Genomic DNA, 17006 nt, shown 5'->3' with positions numbered 1-17006 from the left:
CCTTTTTCGAAGGCCCCTTACAGAATTGTAAGGGGCCTTTTTTATTTGCATAAATCAAGGTTAAATTTTGAAATTCTTCATTCTCAAACCTGATAATTTCTTTGGTTCATTGTATAATTTTGGAAATGAACACTACCTTTTAAAAGGTAGTAGGTTAGTGAAAATATTTATACGTTTTTGAAATAATCAGTTTTGTAAAATATTATCTTTTTAATTTTAAAATAGAGTGGAAGAGGTATTTTACTTATGATGGGTTTTACTGAGATTTGAATTATTAAGAAATTAAGGTTATGTCAAATTATGGTTTGTTAGATAAAGAAGAAAAACTTAATGTAATTTCTCATGGTATAGGAGCAATACTTGCTATTATAGGCATGATAGTATTAATGCAAAAGAATAGTTATAAATCTACTTATGCTCTTCTGAGCATAACAATATATAGTCTTACTTTGATAAGTATGTTTGCTATTTCAACCATGTATCATGCTGTAATTAATCCTGATAAGAAGAAAGGTATAAGAATTCTTGACCATATCAATATATATTATTTAATAGCTGGCACATATACACCTGTGGCTTTAATATCTCTTGTTCAAGAAAATGGTTGGTACATTTTCTTTATCGTTTGGGGCATAGCTATCCTTGGTACTATTTTAAAGGTTTTTTTTACCGGTAAGTATGAAATTCTTTCATTATTACTCTATTTAATAATGGGCTGGTTAATTTTAACTGACTTTCAGAATCTAGTAAGTAATACTTCAGAAATCGGTATTCAACTTCTTATGCTCGGAGGTGCCTTTTACACCGTAGGTATTTTATTTTACGCTATAAAAAAGATTCCTTATAATCACTTCATTTGGCACTTATTTGTTCTAATTGGCGCAGTGAGCCATTGGTATTTTATATACTTAGATGTCGTATGAAATCAAAAATGTTGACTAGTTGTAGCAAATATTTATCTCTAGGAGTCAAGAATATCTTTATACTCATCAAAAAAAATCTCAAACTGGAGCATGGATTGATTTAAAAACTCCATTGTTTCTCTCCAGGTGTTTTTGTTATGTATAGATACATTTTTTAATTCTACATAGATTCTTGAAATCTCTTTTTTATTTTCTAGTAAAAAGAAATCCTCATAAATAGCTTCTTGAAGATATTCCTCTAATAAAATAGGCTTAAGGGCTACTAACTTATCCCATACTTTTATTCGTTGCTCAAAATCGGTATCAACATCTATGGATACCATTGCCATTCTTAAATCGTAATGAAACTTAAAGGATAACCCTTTTATTTTGGTTTTGTATAATATCCATTTGTTAGGGAATGACTTACCGAAGGCAATCCAAAATTCCTCCCGTAATTTTCTAGAATCTTCTTTACTAAACATTTATAAAAAGTAAGCTATAGTTATTCCAAAAATAATGACTAATAGTTTTCTTAAGTTAAACTTATGGCCTTCAGAACTTTCAAATAAAATCACAGTAGAAATATGCAAAAAGACACCTATAACCAAAGCATTTAAATAGATAGCATAAGTAGATAATATTTCGACAGTGTGCGCTAAAAAAGTACCAATAGGTGTCATAACTGAAAAAAGGACCATAAATAAACCTGCATGAATTGGTTTTATATTAGAACCAAGTAAAAAGATACTCAGGATAATAGCTATCGGAATTTTATGAATTAAAATGCCATAAATTATAATATCGTTCGAGCCAATTGGTAAACCTTCTAATAAAGAATGTATACAGAGACTAATGAAAAGTAACCATGGGAAATTTGTGCTTTCTTTTGAAATATGTACATGTCCATGTTCTGCACCCTTAGAAAAGAACTCAAGAAATATTTGAAATAATATTCCCAACATAATTAATATTCCAATTGTTTTTGGGTCACTGTGAATATAAATCTCCGGTAGTAATTCAAATATGGTTAGAGCTAATAAAAATGCGCCACTAAACGCTAATAGAAGTTTGAAATATTCATTTTTTTGAGGTTTGGTTATAACCACAAAAAGAAAACTCACAAGCACTCCCAGAACTGGTAAAATATAAATCATGTAAATTCTGCTTAGGCTTAAATAAAAGGAAATAGGTCTTAAATTAATCTAGCGTCAAAATTAGCGTATTTTTGCGGTACGAGAAAAAATGGATATGGGTAATAATTTTAAAATGGTCGCTAAGACCCTATTTGGTTTTGAGGAGCTACTAGCTAAAGAGCTTAGAAATCTTGGTGCTAGTAATGTTGTTGAGGGTGTTCGTAATGTATCTTTCGAAGGGGATATAGGGTTTATGTATAAGGCCAATTTATGTCTTAGAACAGCTATAAAGATAATTAAACCAATACATTCATTTCGGGTTAGAGATGAGAACGATTTGTATAAAAAGATTTATGCAATGGATTGGACAGAATATCTTTCTGTTAGTGAAACCTTTGCAATAGATACTACGGTCAATTCTGACGAGTTTACCCATTCTTTATATGTGTCTCAAAAAACCAAGGATGCAATAGTTGACAAATTTCGTGATACCGATGGTACACGACCAGATGTAGATATTAAAGACCCAGACTTACGTATCAATATACATATCCATAATAATGAGTGTAATGTTGCTATAGATAGTTCTGGTAGCTCTTTACATCGCAGGGGTTATCGTACTGCCACCAATATAGCACCTATTAACGAGGTTTTGGCTTCTGGATTATTGCTTTTAAGTGGATGGGATGGACAATGTGATTTTCTTGATCCCATGTGTGGTAGTGGTACTATGTTGACAGAGGCGGCTATGATTGCATGTAATATTCCGGCGAATATTAATAGAAAAGGATTCGCTTTTGAAAAGTGGTCGGACTTCGATGCTGAATTATATGAGAAAATTGTTGATTCGAGTTTAAAGAAAACTAGAGAGTTTCATCATAAAATCATTGGATACGATAAGGCGCCTTCTGCGGTAAGAAAAGCATTGGATAACATTGAAAATGCAAACTTGACAGATTATATAACCGTAGAAAGAAAAGATTTTTTCAAAACTGAAAAGGAATCTAAAGGTACTTTACATATGTGCTTTAACCCTCCATACGGAGAACGATTAGATATAGAGATGGAAAATTTCTATAGTTCAATTGGTGATACCTTAAAACAGGGATATCCGGGTACCAATGCATGGTTTATTACCAGCAATCTTCCTGCTTTAAAGTTTGTGGGCCTTAGACCTTCCCGTAAAATAAAAGTATTTAATAGCCATTTAGAATCGCGTTTGGTTAAATACGAAATGTATGAGGGAAGCAAAAAAGCTAAGTATAAAAATAATAATGACGAATGAAATCTCAACATAAAGTTTTTGTCTTTAATTTTTTAGGGTTTGCAACTCTATTTGTTGTGTTTCGATTTGGATTAAGTTTATTTCTGCAGCTAGATTCTATCTATATGTCTTTAATTGCAGCAATAGCAGCATCTTTTTTGGCTCCTAAGTTTGCGGTAATTAAAAAAGAAGGAATAGAAAAAATTGTTATGAAGTGGATATTCTTGAAAGGATTTAAAGAACTATAGTTCTCTGTTTTCTTCTTCAGCTTCCTTAATTTTTTTAGCAACCTTATTTTTCTTTTTGTATAATGGTAGAAAATAGGAAATACTATAATTATATCCTACGCCGAAACGGCTATCATCGGTGACTTTATTAAATCCAGGTACCCACAAATTTGGAAAACGGTCATCTTCCTTTTGTGCTAAAATTATTCCTAACCGAATGCTGGCTCCCATATAAATATTGGAGAATAGCTCAACCTTAGTCCCAAAAACGGCTTCTAGCCATGTGGCAGAAAGTCCTGAAAATTTATCAGGATTATCCGAGCCATTTGCAAAATTTTCTGGGTTCCAATAACGGTTCGTGTCAAAGTATTGGTAATTATTTAAAGTGTTTTCAAAAGTGCTAAATGCGAGTCTTCCTCCTAAATATATTAGATTGCGCTCACCATACCAATTTGCGTAATTGTTTTTGTTTACTCCTACTTTTAGATAACTACCCGTTGTAGTGAAATTGAATAAATCTTCTTGCTTTGTCTTTTCTTCGTTACCTAATTCTGCGGCTATATATAAATTTTGGGTGAGTCTATAATCTGCAACTATTTCAAAACCACTATAATTATCGGCCAAAGAAGTTGTTATAATTCGGCTTAGGTCTAACCCTAGACTTATGCCATAAGACTGTTTGTATTCAACAGTATCTTTTGGATTAAGGTCTATAGGTTTACTTTGGCCAATTGCCAAGAATACGAAACATAAAAAATAAAGATTAATGAAAAATCTTGACATGTGTAGAATCTGAATTGATGACTTGTGATCTTATTATTTCTATATCTTTAATCCAATTATTGGTGTCAGCCGATACATTTGCTTGCAAACTATCATAGTTAACAACAAAACCACATCCGCGAGATAAAAAATCTTCTAACCTTTTATAAGAGAAATTAACGGTATCTATATTGCCTGTTTCTGAACCGTTTTCTGCTGAAACTGAACCTGAGATTACTATAAAACTTGTAACGTCGACATCTGTCTTTAATGGAATAGATATAGTATTCAACGTAGTTCTATCGGCAACGGTATTTACGGTTACATTTTTACCAACACCAACAACTCTTATTGTAGGTACTGTTTTTAATGCCGATGTATCATTGATATCATAAAATTCTATTACCAATAAAGGTGTATCGCCTTCTACACAAATATCATCTTTCTCACAAGAAGCTGCAGCTAAGATGCCAATAAATAATAATACACCAATTCGAAAACTTCTCATTTTAAACTTTCTTTTCTAAAAGTACAACATTTTCGACGTGATGGGTTTGTGGAAACATATCTACTGGTTGTACTTTTGTAACCAAGTACATATCTTTCATCATTTCTAAATCTCTTGCTTGGGTTGCACTATTACAACTAACATATACTACTTTATTAGGTGCAATATTTAGTATTTGTTGAACTACATCTTTATGCATTCCATCCCGTGGTGGGTCTGTAATAATGATATCTGGAACACCATTCTGGGAAATAAACTGTTCATTGAAGACATTTTTCATATCCCCAACAAAGAAGTCTACATTGTTGATATTATTTCTTATAGCATTTGCTTTAGCGTCTAAAATTGCTTCAGGAACAGATTCAATGCCTACCACTTTTTTTGCTTTTTTAGATACGAATTGGGCAATGGTGCCAGTACCTGTATAAAGGTCATAAACAAGTTCATCGCCTTTTAAATCAGCAAAACTTCTTGTTATTTTATACAATTCATATGCTTGTTCTGAATTTGTTTGGTAGAAAGACTTAGCGTTGATCTTGAATTTAAGCCCTTCCATCTCTTCAAAAATATGGTCTCTACCTGCGAAACAAATTATTTCTTGATCATAAATAGTATCATTCTGTTTCGGATTGATAACATATAATAATGACGTTATTTCAGGAAATGTGATTGAAAGATGATTTAAAAGTAACTCTCTTTTCTCTTTATCATTCTCAAAGAATTGAATTAGAACCATAATTTCACCATTTGAAGAGGTGCGAATCATTAAGGTGCGTAACATACCATATTGATTTCTAGGATTAAAAAAAGTTAATTCATTTTCAATAGCGAATTTTTTTGTTTCTAATCGAATTGCATTTGATGGGTCTTTTTGAAGATGACATTTTTTAATATCCAATATTTTATCCCACATACCCGGGATATGAAAACCTAAGGCATTTTTATCTTCAATTTGGTTATCTGATTGTATTTCATCTAATGTTAACCATCGGCTATCCGAAAAAGAAAACTCCATTTTATTTCTGTAGAAATATTGTTCTTTAGAGCCAAGAATGGGTGTTAGTTTTGGTAATTCTAGATGACCAATTCTTTTTAAGTTATTTTCTACCTCTTTTTGTTTATAGAAAAGTTGGTGCTCATAACCCATATCTTGCCATTTACATCCACCACAAACTCCAAAATGCTGGCATACCGGGTCAACTCTTTTATCTGAAAAAGAATGAAATTTAATAGCTTTTCCTTCGAAATAAGCTTTGCGCTTTTTTGTGGTCTGAACATCAACTATATCTCCTGGTACGGTGTTGGTTAAAAAAATAACCCTACCATCGGGTGCTTTTCCAATGGTTTTGCCTTTGGCTGCTGCATCTACTACCGTAACATTTTCAAAAATCTCTCGCTTTGTCTTTTTTCGCATGCCGCAAAAATAAATGGTTTCTTTGAAATGAGAATACTGTTGTTGATAGTATTAACAAGATATTGAAACCATTGGCCGTAATTTTTATTTTTGATGTCAATTATTTGTATTTTTGAATTTCTACAAGGATGATTTCTCTCCCACGCTGAATTTTCGACTCTTCGAAAGGAAAAAGGTATAGAAGGAATTGCTAAAGTTTTATTTAAAGTAATTTTTATCATGTCAATTTTAGAAAACATCACTTCTAAGGATGCTATTGCATTAGAAGAAAAACACGGAGCACACAATTATCACCCATTGCCTGTAGTATTAAGTAAAGGTGAAGGTGTATTTGTTTGGGATGTGGAAGGAAAAAAATATTATGATTTCCTTTCTGCCTATTCTGCGGTAAATCAAGGTCATTGCCATCCGAAAATCGTAAATGCGATGACAGAACAGGCTAAAACATTATCGTTGACGTCAAGAGCGTTTTATAATGATATGTTGGGGAAATATGAAAAGTATGTAACCGAAACTTTTCATTTCGATAAGCTTTTACCTATGAATACGGGTGCAGAAGCTGTTGAAACAGCTCTTAAAATTTGTAGAAAGTGGGCTTATGAAAAGAAAGGTATTGCTGAGAATTCGGCAGAAATAATTGTTTGTGAAAATAATTTTCATGGTCGTACAACTACCATTATTTCTTTTTCAAACGATGCTGTTGCACGCAAAAATTTTGGCCCTTATACAGCAGGGTTCATAAAAATAGAATATGATAATCTAAACGCCTTAGAAGAGGTGTTAAAAGCAAATAAAAATATTGCAGGGTTTTTGGTTGAACCTATACAAGGTGAAGCAGGAGTTTATGTGCCTTCCCCTGGTTATTTAAGTGGCGCAAAAGCACTATGTAAAAAGTACAATGTGCTTTTTATAGCCGATGAAGTACAAACGGGTATTGCAAGAACAGGACGTCTACTGGCTACTTGTGGAAATTGCTCTTGTGCTGATAAGCATTGTAGTGGTACACCAGAAACAAAACCAGATATATTAATTTTAGGAAAAGCGCTATCTGGTGGTGCTTACCCAGTTTCTGCGGTATTGGCGAACGATGCAGTTATGAATGTAATTCAGCCAGGTAATCATGGAAGTACTTTTGGTGGTAACCCTATTGCTGCCGCTGTAGGTATGGCAGCCTTAGAAGTCGTAAAGGATGAAAAACTAGCTGAGAATGCCTTTGTATTGGGTGAGCTTTTTAGAGATGAACTTAATAAATTTATAGTAACTACCGATTTGGTGAAAAGTGTTCGTGGTAAAGGTCTTTTAAATGCGATATTAATTAATGATACCGAAGAAAGTAGTACAGCATGGGATATTTGTATGGCGTTAAAAGAAAACGGATTACTTGCTAAACCTACTCATGGTAATATCATTCGTTTTGCGCCTCCATTGGTAATGACGAAAGAAGAACTTCTAGATTGTGTTTCCATCATTATTAAAACACTTAAAGAGTTTAAAAAATAGAAATAAAAAAATCCCCGATTTTCATCGGGGATTTTTTTTGATTATAATTTAATTATTGGAAATCTGCAGTCGCAAAAAATGCGATAATCAATCCAAAATAAATAATTGTAAATATTAATAGAATTACGGCTAATGCAAGGCCAATATAAGATAGAATCTTACCGGTATTTACATTTTCATAACCTCTATAATTTCCAGGATTTGCTTCATAAAAGTTCTTAGCTTTTTTCACATTGCTTAAACCAATTATACTAAAAATAGCTCCGAAGGGTCCACAACAGAATAAGGTTAAAACGATAGATAATATTCCAAAAGTTAGTGCATTACTTGCACCTGGTATTGATTTGTATTCTACAGAATTGTCCATTCAATTATTCTATTTCAATTCCCATTTGTTCGTATATCTCTTTTTGTTGTTCTAAATAAGCGTCCCATCCGCCCATTGATACTATTGAGTAGATTACCCATAACAATGTAATCGCTCCAAGTGCAAGTCCAATAATTGCAACAATCTTTGTAGATTTTAATGTGCTAAAGTTTGAATAATTCTCAGGATTTTCGCTATATAATTTAGTGTCTTTGTTTACTAAAAAGAGTGCTATACCAGAAAGTAATATACCACCGATGCCAATACTAAAGCAGCAACATATAAAGGAAAGTATACTAAGAACTAGAGCAATAGTTACATTGGGTAATTTTTGTTGTTCCATAATTAAAAGGTTTAGTTAAATAAATTTTAAAATATAATTGGTCAATATAAAGCCTACGGTGCTAATCATAAGTGTAATTGTAATGGTGTTAGAATATTTTATTGGCGATAATTTATTGATACCTAAAAAGGCAAATAACAATAACATAGGATAAATAGCCGGATACATATGAAAAGCCGCCCAAAATTCTCCTTTTAGTAAAAATAATGCTGAACGCTGTAAACCACAACCAGGACAGTCAACTCCTAATAATTGTTTAGTAAAACAAGGCAGCATATAATTTTCTATTCCCAAAAAGATAAATAATGCTTTAAAGCGCATCTGTTATTCAATAATTAGTCGGAAAATTACCATTATTTTTGTGTTTACAAAACAAAATCATGTCTCAATTTCAGATAGGTGATACGGTAGAAACTATTGACGACGTAATAAAGGGCGTTATAGAATCTATCAATGGAGAAGTAATAACAATAGTAAGTGATGATGGATTTTCGTTAGATTTCATGGCTAAAGAATTGGTTTATATCTCAAATGAGATTCGAGTATCGAATTCTGAAATTACTGATATTAAAAAGGAAAAAGAACAACCAAAGCGTAAAAAGCATACTGTTCTTAAAATAAAAGAAAGAACTGCCCCTAAAATGGAGGTAGACCTTCATATAAATCAGTTAATGAAAAACCCTAAGCAGATAGGGAAGTTCGAAATGCTGAACCTACAATTAGATACGGCCAAAAGACAATTGGATTTCGCTATTAGCAAGCGAATTCAAAAGATTGTATTTATACATGGGGTAGGTGAAGGGGTGCTCAAAGAAGAGCTGGGTTATTTGTTTAGAAAATATGACAACATTAAATTCTACGATGCCGATTATCAAAAATATGGCCTAGGTGCAACTGAGGTTTATATTTTTCAAAACTTCTAAATTAACTTCCTGTAGTTACTGTACCGAATTCATTTATTTGTAAGTCAGTGATTCTACTCCCATCTTCATTTAAAAATGTAATACCGCTTAATTTAATAGTGTGTGTAAACGTTATATTATCGGTAGAACTTGTAGTAATTAGAACGCTTCCACTTTGAGCTTCAATTTCTTCCATAACCGTTGGTGATAGTGGTGGCGGAGAATCACAGAAATATGCACTAGTTACATTGTCTGAAAATATTCGATAGCTGACCTGCGAGTTTCCGGGTATCGAACTTTCTAAATCCGTTGTGGTAACGGTATTTTTCAAAAGTCCACTTGGTATTGTTACAATTAAAGCTTCATCACCATTTATTTTGAACAAAACATTCGAAGTTGAAACAGACACCGCGTCACAGTTTTGAACAGTATCAATAGTATTAAAATCAACAGTTTCTATTTGTAAATCACCGTCATTACAACCAAAAAATAAAATTGAACAACCAATCAGGAGATATTTTTTCATAATTCAAATTTAATTTAAAATTTGGAAATCCCTTTGTAGCATGGCTGTCATTTATGGGTTAATTAACTTTAATTGAGCTATTTTTGTACTTTATATACTAAAGAGTACGCTTATATGAAACATGTTTATTTAGACAACGCGGCAACTACACAATTGCATACAACGGTTATCGCCAAAATGCAAGATGCTTTGGCAAATTCGTATGGTAATCCATCTTCTACACATAGTTTTGGTAGAACTGCGAAAACTGCAATTGAAAGTGCTAGAAAAACTATTGCGAAATATATAAACGCTCAGCCTTCTGAAATCATATTTACCTCTGGGGGTACTGAGGCTGATAACATGATTATTAGATGTGCGGTACGTGATTTAGATGTTAAAACGATTATAACTTCGAAAATTGAGCATCATGCCGTATTACACACCGTTGAAGAACTAAAAAAAAATGGATCTGTTCAATTGCTATTCGTGAATTTAGATGCTTTTGGCAATCCTGATATGGCTCATTTAGAAACCTTATTAAAAAGCGATGATTCTAAAAAGCTGGTAAGCTTGATGCATGTAAATAATGAAATTGGAAATAAAATAGATTTAGAGGCTATTACTCTTTTATCGAAAAAATATGGTGCATTAGTACATTCTGATACAGTACAGTCTTTGGGTCATTATAACTGGGATGTTAAGGCGTTTCCTATTGATTTTTTAGCTGCTGCTGCTCATAAATTTCACGGACCAAAAGGAATAGGTTTTGCTTTTATTCGTAAAAATTCAGGAATGAGCTGTATGATTTCGGGTGGTTCTCAGGAACGTGGTCTTAGAGCGGGTACCGAATCTTTTCATAATATAGTAGGACTAGAGGAGGCTTTTATACATGCTTATGAAAACTTGGATAAAGAAAAGAAATACGTTGAAGAACTTAAATCTTACTTTATTGAAGAAATAAAAAAAGAAATCCCCAAAGCTAAATTTAATGGATATTCAGATGATTTAGAAAAGAGCACCTATACTTTGGTGAATGTGTGCTTACCCATTACGGAAGATAAAGCAATGATGCTTCTATTCAATTTGGATATTAAAGGTATTGCTTGTTCTAAGGGTAGTGCTTGCCAATCTGGCAGTGATACAGGGTCACATGTATTAACTGAAATTTTATCTAAAGAAGATATGAAAAAACCTTCTGTTCGGTTTTCATTCTCAATCTATAATACCAAAGAGGAAATTGATTATACGATCAGTGTATTAAAAGATATTATTGAGGCTTAATTAATTTTTAATTCGGTCACGTTTACGTTCTCTTTCATAAGGAAATTTACGAATAGCCAATTTCATCATACGGTCAATAAGATCATTGGTATTTTTCCCTGTCTTTTTATTGATTTCCTTTTCGTATTTCCACAATAATTTACCTGATTTGCCATCACTGATTTTTATTCCAATGCGTCCGTAATTAGCACCACCAGAGAAATAATCTGTAAAACTAAACTCTGTTGGTATACCACTAGATAATAAGATGTTTAAATCTAAGGTGCCACTAATAATACCATCAACTCCTAAAATTTCGCTTAACTGTTTGGTGGTGTAAACATCAATATTTTCATAGGTAATATTGTTCTGTGCCAATATAGCTGTTGTATTCTTTATATTTTGAAATTGAATAGGTAGCTTTTTCTTTTTGCTTCGTTTAGAAAAATAGGTTTCTAAAGCATTCTGTACCGCATAGCCCTCATTCTGTTCCAGTTTTTTCTGTTCTGATTTAGTCACTTTTTCATTAAGGTCCAAATTGGTTAGAAAAGGAATAATAGCCAAAAGGTTATGGTCAGCACTTAAATCATCAAAATTAGGGCTTTCATAAATGTTCTTTTGAGCCATAACAGTATAGCAAGAAAGTAATGTTATAAAAAAAAGTATTTTTTTCATTTGATTTTTTTAAAGGCGTATTCCTAATCTTAAATTTAATACTCTTGAAGTTAAGTAGTTTGGAACAGCATATTCAATCTTACTGTCTGCATCTCTCACCCAAGTATTCGTAATTGAATTTTGATTGTTGAATAAATTGAATATTTCAAAACCAAAACTTATCTCCTTAAAAGAATGTAGCCAATGTGTTGCTGGATATTGTTTATCCTTATTTGCAAAAATATAGGAAATTCCTAAATCTGCACGTTTATAATCTCTTAATCTATTCTGAAAAATGTATGGATCTGCATAACTTGGAGATCCACCAGTAACCCCTGTTTGGTATACTAGGTTCAAATACATTTTTAAATCAGGAATTGTAGGGATATAATCTTGAAAAAGAATACCCAGTTTTAAGCGTTGATCTGTAGGTCTAGGTATGTACCCCCGGTTATTTCTATTCTCTTCAGTTTTTAAATATCCAATACTTATCCAAGATTCCGTGCCTGGTACAAATGCCCCGTTCATTCTTATTTCAGCTCCATATACAAAGGCTTCTGTATCGTTGTCAGCAGAATAGCGAATACGTACATCTTCTAAAGTATACGGATTTACATTTTCTAATTTTTTATAATAGGCTTCACTTATTAATGTAAATGGACGTTCCCATAATAGAAAACTGTATTCATTACCAGCCACTAAATGAAAGGCTTTCTGTGCTTTTACATTGGGTTGTATAGTTCCAGAACTATCTCTTAATTCTCTATAAAAAGGAGGTTGATGATAGATACCTGAAGATAAACGAAATAGCATATCCTTATCCCAGTTAGGTTTTATGGCAATCTGCCCCCGAGGGCTAATCACAGTTTGTGATACTTTTTCAACATCGGTACCACTAACTGTCCAATGATGAGAACGTACTCCTATATTATAATAGATATCTGTGTCGTTCCAAGTTTTTTGGGTACCTAATTGAACAAAACCAGAAAATCTATTCGTTTTCACGAAGTTTAATGCATTAATGCCTTTAAAAGCTATTATAGGAGCGTCAAATGATTCCGCTGGCTGATTATTAATGAATTCCGCTCTTGGTGGTCTAATAGAGAATCCTGCGGAATCTATAAATTCAGATTCTCTTAATTGATCTCTTATATCTTCATGAGTATATTTTGCACCCCATTCTAAAATTGAATTTTTAAAAGTATTTGAGCCATTATGTTCTACATTAAATATAAGTGCATCTAAGTCATTTCTAGAGCGATTAAATTGAGAGCCAATACCTCGTGATGTAAGAACTTCACCTGCCGAATCACTACTTAGATTACTATCTACCTCTCCTAGTTCATATGATGCAATTACGTCTGAATATTCTTCTTCGATAGTATGGTATATAGATGATATTAGTTTTAGCGTAGTATTTTCATTTAGAAAATAACTCCCTTTTATGGCTCCAAGCGCTGTTGTATATCTGTTTTTTTCCTGCCCTTGGTAATAAACTACTAATGCTTGAGGATTTTCTAAGGTGCCAAAATTGGTTTGCCTGTTTAAAGGTTTATTGTTATAATCATTGACAGCCAAGTTGCCTAAAAAATTCAGTTGTAATTTTGATGAGACAGTATAGGTCAAGAAACTCTGCATATCAGTAAAAGACGGAGTAAAATTGCTTTGTGTTTGCTTACTATTTACCAGCAAAGAATTGTTTCGATAACGAATGCCGGAAACAGAGCTAAATTTGTTTTTTCTGGAAACCGTTTCAAGGCTTGCACTAGCCCCAAGAAAACTCAGGTCTGCTCGAAGCGAAAATAGGGTAGGAGTCTTATATTTAATATCTAAAACGGAGGCTAATTTATCACCGTATTTTGCTTGAAAACCACCCGCTGAAAATTTTACGTCTTTAACTAAATCACTATTAACAAAGCTGAGCCCTTCTTGTTGGGCTGATCGTATTAAAAATGGTCTGTATACTTCTATATCATTTACGTAAACCAGATTTTCATCATAATTACCACCCCTAACTGCATATTGTGTACTTAATTCGTTATTTGATGAAACACCAGGTAGCAATTTTAAGACTGTTTCAACCCCTGAATTTGCACCAGGAATTTTTCGAATGGTCTCTGGTGTAATATTTAAAATGTTTTCTAAGGTTCGTTCTCCAGTAGCAGATACCGATACTTCGTCCATTTGAATGACATCTACTTTTAAAATAGGGTTAAATTCAAAAGTTTCATTAGTTGTCAGTAGTAAATTATGCAATATCACATCCTTATGTGCTATATGAGAGAAGGTAATAGTATTTTCTTTATCCGCAGTTATTTCTAAAATATAGAATCCGTTAGACAAGGTAGTGGTACCAAGCCCTTCGGTTGAAATATTTACATCGGCCAAAGGTTGGTTGTTCTCATTTAGAACAATACCTGTAATAGTAGCGTTTTGAGCAAAACTTATAGCATTGCACAGCAATAATAAAAGACCCAGAATGCTATAATGTTTCAAGTATACTATTTTCTATAAAAAGAGGTGGTAAGGGAATTCTCATTACCTACATTATCAGTAACGGTAACTTTAAGGACACATTGCGTCTGGTCAGCTATCTTATCGTCGAAATTATAGGTTAATGTTTTTCGCTTAGGTTCGTATTCCATTAATATCCATTCACCGTTTAAAGTTGCTGAATACGTATCAACGCCACTAAGATCATCCGCTATTTGTACACTTAAATATTTATAATTGTTCAACCATTGTTTTTCTTTGAAGTTTTTAGTTCGAATGGTTGGGGCTACCGAATCTCTAACAATGGTGTAAGTTCCTAAATTTCTAGTACGGGTTGTAAATACATCGCCTCGTTTATAGGTATTTGTATGATTCGGTTGAAGTTTAGAATCTAGTCTTGCAATGAATAATTGTTTTTGTATTTCTTTTGGATATTTTGAAGCATCAAAAGTAATAGTGAAATTTCTATGTGCTGGTACTGTATTATTATGAATGGTAACAGTATCATTTCCTTTTTTTAAATCGATGTAGAAATCTTTGTAAAAGGTATTAGTAGGAAAATATACTTTGGCGCTGCCTAAATCAAAATTATTAGGCTTGTTGGCAATTATGTAATTATCTGTGGTTTCTTTTTCTCGACTTCTAGTTTCATAGTTTTTCACTCCTTCAATTGGTATGTTGAGTACTGTTTTATTACCTGAGTAATCTTTAATTAATAACTTTGCCGTATAACTCAACCCTTCGTTAATGTCAATTTCCCCGTTATTATATAATTCTTTATAGATACCTAAATTATTGCCGGCAGACTTAAAGCTTTTCTGTATACGTTGTCTATTTCTGCCCAAATATTCATAATCGACAAGAGTGTTTATATATCTGGTTTCTCCAAAAGAGAAAGATTCGAAATCATAAAGGGAATATATTTTACCGTTAACACTAAGCTCTACTGAATAAACTCCATTTTTATTCGCAGCCATATCTAAACGGTCAAAACCTATAAACCCTATTCCTAGGTTGCCTAGAGCAGTAATCTTATCTGTTAAATAGGTTCCATCACTTTCTTTGCTGAAATTAACTTGTGTTCTTTCGTCATTACCATTCACATGCGATTTATCTGTTAGAGGATAAACAAAAAGCTTCTCTAAGATAGGGTTGGTAGCATCGGCCACATCAATTCCATATAATAATGGATTGGTTGGTTTTTCTGATATACTACTTCTTATTTCAAAATGTAAATGAGGCCCTGCAGAGCCACCAGTATTGCCGCTATAAGCTATAAGCTCGCCTTTTTCGACCTTTAAATCGCCATAATCAGGAAAAACTTCAATCTCAAAAGATTTTTTATCGTACTGTAACTTTTTAATATATTCTTCTATGGAAGGGGAAAATTTTTGAAGATGGCCATATACCGATGTATAACCATTTGGGTGCGCTATGTACAATACTTTTCCATAACCCCATAACGAAACTTTAATTCTGGTTATAGTGCCATCGCCGATAGAAATAACCGGTATGCCTTCCCGTTGTTGTGTTTTAATATCAATGCCAGAATGAAAGTGATTTGAGCGAAGTTCACCAAAGGTTCCTGCTAATATGATAGGAATATCCATTGGAGCTCTAAACGCATCTTTAGGATACTTTTCTTGTGCAACTAGGGTTAAACAAAATAATAACAAAAAGGTAAAGGATATTTTTTTCATAAGTAGATAGCAATAGTGCTAAAATAATTAATCAATAACAATTCTCTAGAGTTGCGCACGCTAAAATTATAATAAAGAGCTGTACCATATTGGTTTATCAAGTTAAGTTGTGTCGATTTAGGAATATTTCACAAAACTATTGCTAAGTCATCTAATCTATGTTAACTTTGTGTAAATCGCATTGACTTTGATGTATGAGCGAGTTGATTAAAATTGTTGATTCTTTAGAAAATAAAATGAGCAAATTGTTGCATAATCTTGAGGTTGTGAACAATGCCAATTTGGAGTTGGAAAAAGAATTGTACCATATTAAATCTTCTCAAGAAAACGCAAGTAAAACGGTTTCTGAGTGGGAAGAGAAATATAATTCTCTCAAACTTGCAAATTCAATGCTAGGCAGTAATACTAATAAAACAGAAGCTAAGCTTAAAATAAATACATTGATACGAGAGTTGGACCATTGTATAGCTCAATTGTCGGAATAATGTTAATATAATATGTCAGATAAGCTCAAAATAAAACTTTCGATTGCTGATAGGGTGTACCCTTTGACTATTGATCCTGCGCAAGAAGAAGGTTTGCGAAAGGCAGCTAAGAATATAGAACAGCTGGCTAAGAAATTTGAGCAAAATTATGCAGTTAGAGATAAACAAGATGTTTTGGCCATGTGTGCCTTGCAGTTTGCCTCTAAATTTGAGCAAAATGGCATAGAGCAATCAGAAGGAACCAAAGAAGCTGTAGAGCGTTTAAAAGCGCTTGAAGAGTTGGTGAGTTCTAAATTAGCTATGAAATAAAAACGTTCTTTTAAATACATTAAGTTACTGCCCACATTGGTAATACCTTTTGACAAACTCAACATTTATTTTTTTTAAAAAGGGTGAGTTTAGATTGTAAAAGCAGGCCCTACTTGTATAGGGATCCTTGATCAGTCTGTTAGCCCTAAACCTGTTTACCGGAGTTTGATCAAAACTTCTCCAATGTGGGCTTTTTTTTTATTAATAAATTACACTATGGATAGTACAATGATAATTATTGCCGCAATAGTTGGGCTGGCAATCGGTTTTGC

Annotated in this window: 20 protein-coding genes and 1 other RNA gene; 9 read left to right on the top strand and 12 right to left on the bottom strand. The window is 32.8% G+C overall.

Going from position 1 to position 17006, the window contains the following annotated elements; all coding sequences use genetic code 11:
- Positions 1 to 290 precede the first annotated feature (290 nt).
- Entirely contained in the window at positions 291 to 923 is a 633-nt protein-coding gene (locus tag AACZ49_RS18660) for a hemolysin III family protein (protein WP_339657822.1), read from the top strand.
- Between the two features lie 38 nt (positions 924 to 961).
- Here the strand turns inward: AACZ49_RS18660 and AACZ49_RS18655 are convergent, their stop codons facing one another.
- Together AACZ49_RS18655 and AACZ49_RS18650 are read right to left on the bottom strand one after the other, a co-directional pair.
- Positions 962 to 1387, bottom strand: a complete 426-nt coding sequence (locus AACZ49_RS18655) for a DUF4268 domain-containing protein (protein WP_339657820.1) — start codon at positions 1385 to 1387, stop codon at positions 962 to 964.
- Positions 1388 to 2059 carry a ZIP family metal transporter gene (locus AACZ49_RS18650; RefSeq protein ID WP_339657818.1) on the bottom strand — a complete coding sequence of 224 codons (672 nt, stop codon included), beginning with the start codon at positions 2057 to 2059 and terminating at the stop codon, positions 1388 to 1390.
- Positions 2060 to 2153: 94 nt separating this feature from the next.
- Here AACZ49_RS18650 and AACZ49_RS18645 point away from each other — a divergent pair, with 94 nt between their 5' ends.
- Positions 2154 to 3323: a THUMP domain-containing protein gene (locus AACZ49_RS18645; RefSeq protein ID WP_339657816.1), complete on the top strand. Its 1170-nt coding sequence runs from the start codon at positions 2154 to 2156 to the stop codon at positions 3321 to 3323.
- Positions 3320 to 3550 carry a hypothetical protein gene (locus tag AACZ49_RS18640; RefSeq protein ID WP_339657814.1) on the top strand — a complete coding sequence of 77 codons (231 nt, stop codon included), beginning with the start codon at positions 3320 to 3322 and terminating at the stop codon, positions 3548 to 3550. Before AACZ49_RS18645 ends, AACZ49_RS18640 begins: the two co-directional genes overlap by 4 nt.
- Here the strand turns inward: AACZ49_RS18640 and AACZ49_RS18635 are convergent.
- From AACZ49_RS18635 to rlmD, 3 genes are read right to left on the bottom strand one after another with little or no spacing between them, the layout of a single operon-like run.
- On the bottom strand, positions 3545 to 4312 hold the full coding sequence (locus tag AACZ49_RS18635) for a DUF6048 family protein (RefSeq protein ID WP_339657812.1): 768 nt from the start codon (positions 4310 to 4312) through the stop codon (positions 3545 to 3547). The two genes, AACZ49_RS18640 and AACZ49_RS18635, sit on opposite strands and share 6 nt — an antisense overlap.
- Positions 4293 to 4799: a DUF6452 family protein gene (locus tag AACZ49_RS18630; protein WP_339657810.1), complete on the bottom strand. Its 507-nt coding sequence runs from the start codon at positions 4797 to 4799 to the stop codon at positions 4293 to 4295. The genes AACZ49_RS18635 and AACZ49_RS18630 overlap by 20 nt, the downstream gene beginning before the upstream one ends.
- Before the next feature lies 1 nt (position 4800).
- Positions 4801 to 6213 carry a 23S rRNA (uracil(1939)-C(5))-methyltransferase RlmD gene (rlmD, locus tag AACZ49_RS18625; RefSeq protein ID WP_339657808.1) on the bottom strand — a complete coding sequence of 471 codons (1413 nt, stop codon included), beginning with the start codon at positions 6211 to 6213 and terminating at the stop codon, positions 4801 to 4803.
- A gap of 219 nt (positions 6214 to 6432) precedes the next feature.
- Between rlmD and rocD the strand changes: the two genes are divergently transcribed.
- Complete coding sequence (gene rocD, locus AACZ49_RS18620; protein WP_339657806.1) at positions 6433 to 7713, top strand: ornithine--oxo-acid transaminase; 1281 nt, start codon at positions 6433 to 6435, stop codon at positions 7711 to 7713.
- 52 nt (positions 7714 to 7765) lie between these two features.
- Here the strand turns inward: rocD and AACZ49_RS18615 are convergent, their stop codons facing one another.
- The 3 genes from AACZ49_RS18615 to AACZ49_RS18605 are packed head-to-tail and all read right to left on the bottom strand — an operon-like array spanning position 7766 to position 8744.
- A complete protein-coding gene (locus AACZ49_RS18615) occupies positions 7766 to 8080 on the bottom strand; it encodes a CCC motif membrane protein (protein WP_339657804.1) in 315 nt (104 codons plus the stop codon).
- A gap of 4 nt (positions 8081 to 8084) precedes the next feature.
- Positions 8085 to 8423, bottom strand: a complete 339-nt coding sequence (locus AACZ49_RS18610; protein WP_339657802.1) for a CCC motif membrane protein — start codon at positions 8421 to 8423, stop codon at positions 8085 to 8087.
- 15 nt (positions 8424 to 8438) lie between these two features.
- Entirely contained in the window at positions 8439 to 8744 is a 306-nt protein-coding gene (locus AACZ49_RS18605) for a DUF2752 domain-containing protein (protein ID WP_339657800.1), read from the bottom strand.
- A gap of 59 nt (positions 8745 to 8803) precedes the next feature.
- On the opposite strand from AACZ49_RS18605, the gene AACZ49_RS18600 reads away from it, so the two are divergent.
- Complete coding sequence (locus tag AACZ49_RS18600) at positions 8804 to 9346, top strand: Smr/MutS family protein (RefSeq protein WP_339657798.1); 543 nt, start codon at positions 8804 to 8806, stop codon at positions 9344 to 9346.
- A 1-nt stretch (position 9347) separates the two neighbouring features.
- On the opposite strand, the gene AACZ49_RS18595 is transcribed toward AACZ49_RS18600, so the two are convergent.
- Positions 9348 to 9851 carry a hypothetical protein gene (locus AACZ49_RS18595; protein ID WP_339657796.1) on the bottom strand — a complete coding sequence of 168 codons (504 nt, stop codon included), beginning with the start codon at positions 9849 to 9851 and terminating at the stop codon, positions 9348 to 9350.
- Between the two features lie 114 nt (positions 9852 to 9965).
- Here AACZ49_RS18595 and AACZ49_RS18590 point away from each other — a divergent pair, with 114 nt between their 5' ends.
- Positions 9966 to 11114, top strand: a complete 1149-nt coding sequence (locus AACZ49_RS18590; protein ID WP_339657795.1) for a cysteine desulfurase family protein — start codon at positions 9966 to 9968, stop codon at positions 11112 to 11114.
- On the opposite strand, the gene AACZ49_RS18585 is transcribed toward AACZ49_RS18590, so the two are convergent.
- From AACZ49_RS18585 to AACZ49_RS18575, 3 genes are read right to left on the bottom strand one after another with little or no spacing between them, the layout of a single operon-like run.
- On the bottom strand, positions 11115 to 11768 hold the full coding sequence (locus AACZ49_RS18585; RefSeq protein WP_339657793.1) for a hypothetical protein: 654 nt from the start codon (positions 11766 to 11768) through the stop codon (positions 11115 to 11117).
- Between the two features lie 9 nt (positions 11769 to 11777).
- Positions 11778 to 14243 carry a TonB-dependent receptor gene (locus tag AACZ49_RS18580; RefSeq protein WP_339657791.1) on the bottom strand — a complete coding sequence of 822 codons (2466 nt, stop codon included), beginning with the start codon at positions 14241 to 14243 and terminating at the stop codon, positions 11778 to 11780.
- 5 nt (positions 14244 to 14248) lie between these two features.
- Positions 14249 to 15940 (bottom strand): M23 family metallopeptidase, encoded by a 1692-nt coding sequence (locus tag AACZ49_RS18575; protein WP_339657789.1) that lies wholly within the window; start codon positions 15938 to 15940, stop codon positions 14249 to 14251.
- A 194-nt stretch (positions 15941 to 16134) separates the two neighbouring features.
- Between AACZ49_RS18575 and AACZ49_RS18570 the strand changes: the two genes are divergently transcribed.
- The 3 genes from AACZ49_RS18570 to ssrS all read left to right on the top strand — a co-directional run bounded on the left by AACZ49_RS18570 (position 16135) and on the right by ssrS (position 16901).
- Positions 16135 to 16425: a hypothetical protein gene (locus AACZ49_RS18570; protein ID WP_339657787.1), complete on the top strand. Its 291-nt coding sequence runs from the start codon at positions 16135 to 16137 to the stop codon at positions 16423 to 16425.
- Between the two features lie 12 nt (positions 16426 to 16437).
- Positions 16438 to 16734 (top strand): cell division protein ZapA, encoded by a 297-nt coding sequence (locus tag AACZ49_RS18565; RefSeq protein WP_339657785.1) that lies wholly within the window; start codon positions 16438 to 16440, stop codon positions 16732 to 16734.
- 56 nt (positions 16735 to 16790) lie between these two features.
- A non-coding RNA gene (ssrS, locus tag AACZ49_RS18560) (6S RNA) lies at positions 16791 to 16901 on the top strand.
- Positions 16902 to 17006 lie beyond the last annotated feature (105 nt).

The sequence above is a fragment of the uncultured Maribacter sp. genome, assembly GCF_963975365.1.
GTDB lineage: Bacteria > Bacteroidota > Bacteroidia > Flavobacteriales > Flavobacteriaceae > Maribacter.
This window is presented reverse-complemented; position numbering and strand designations above follow the sequence as displayed.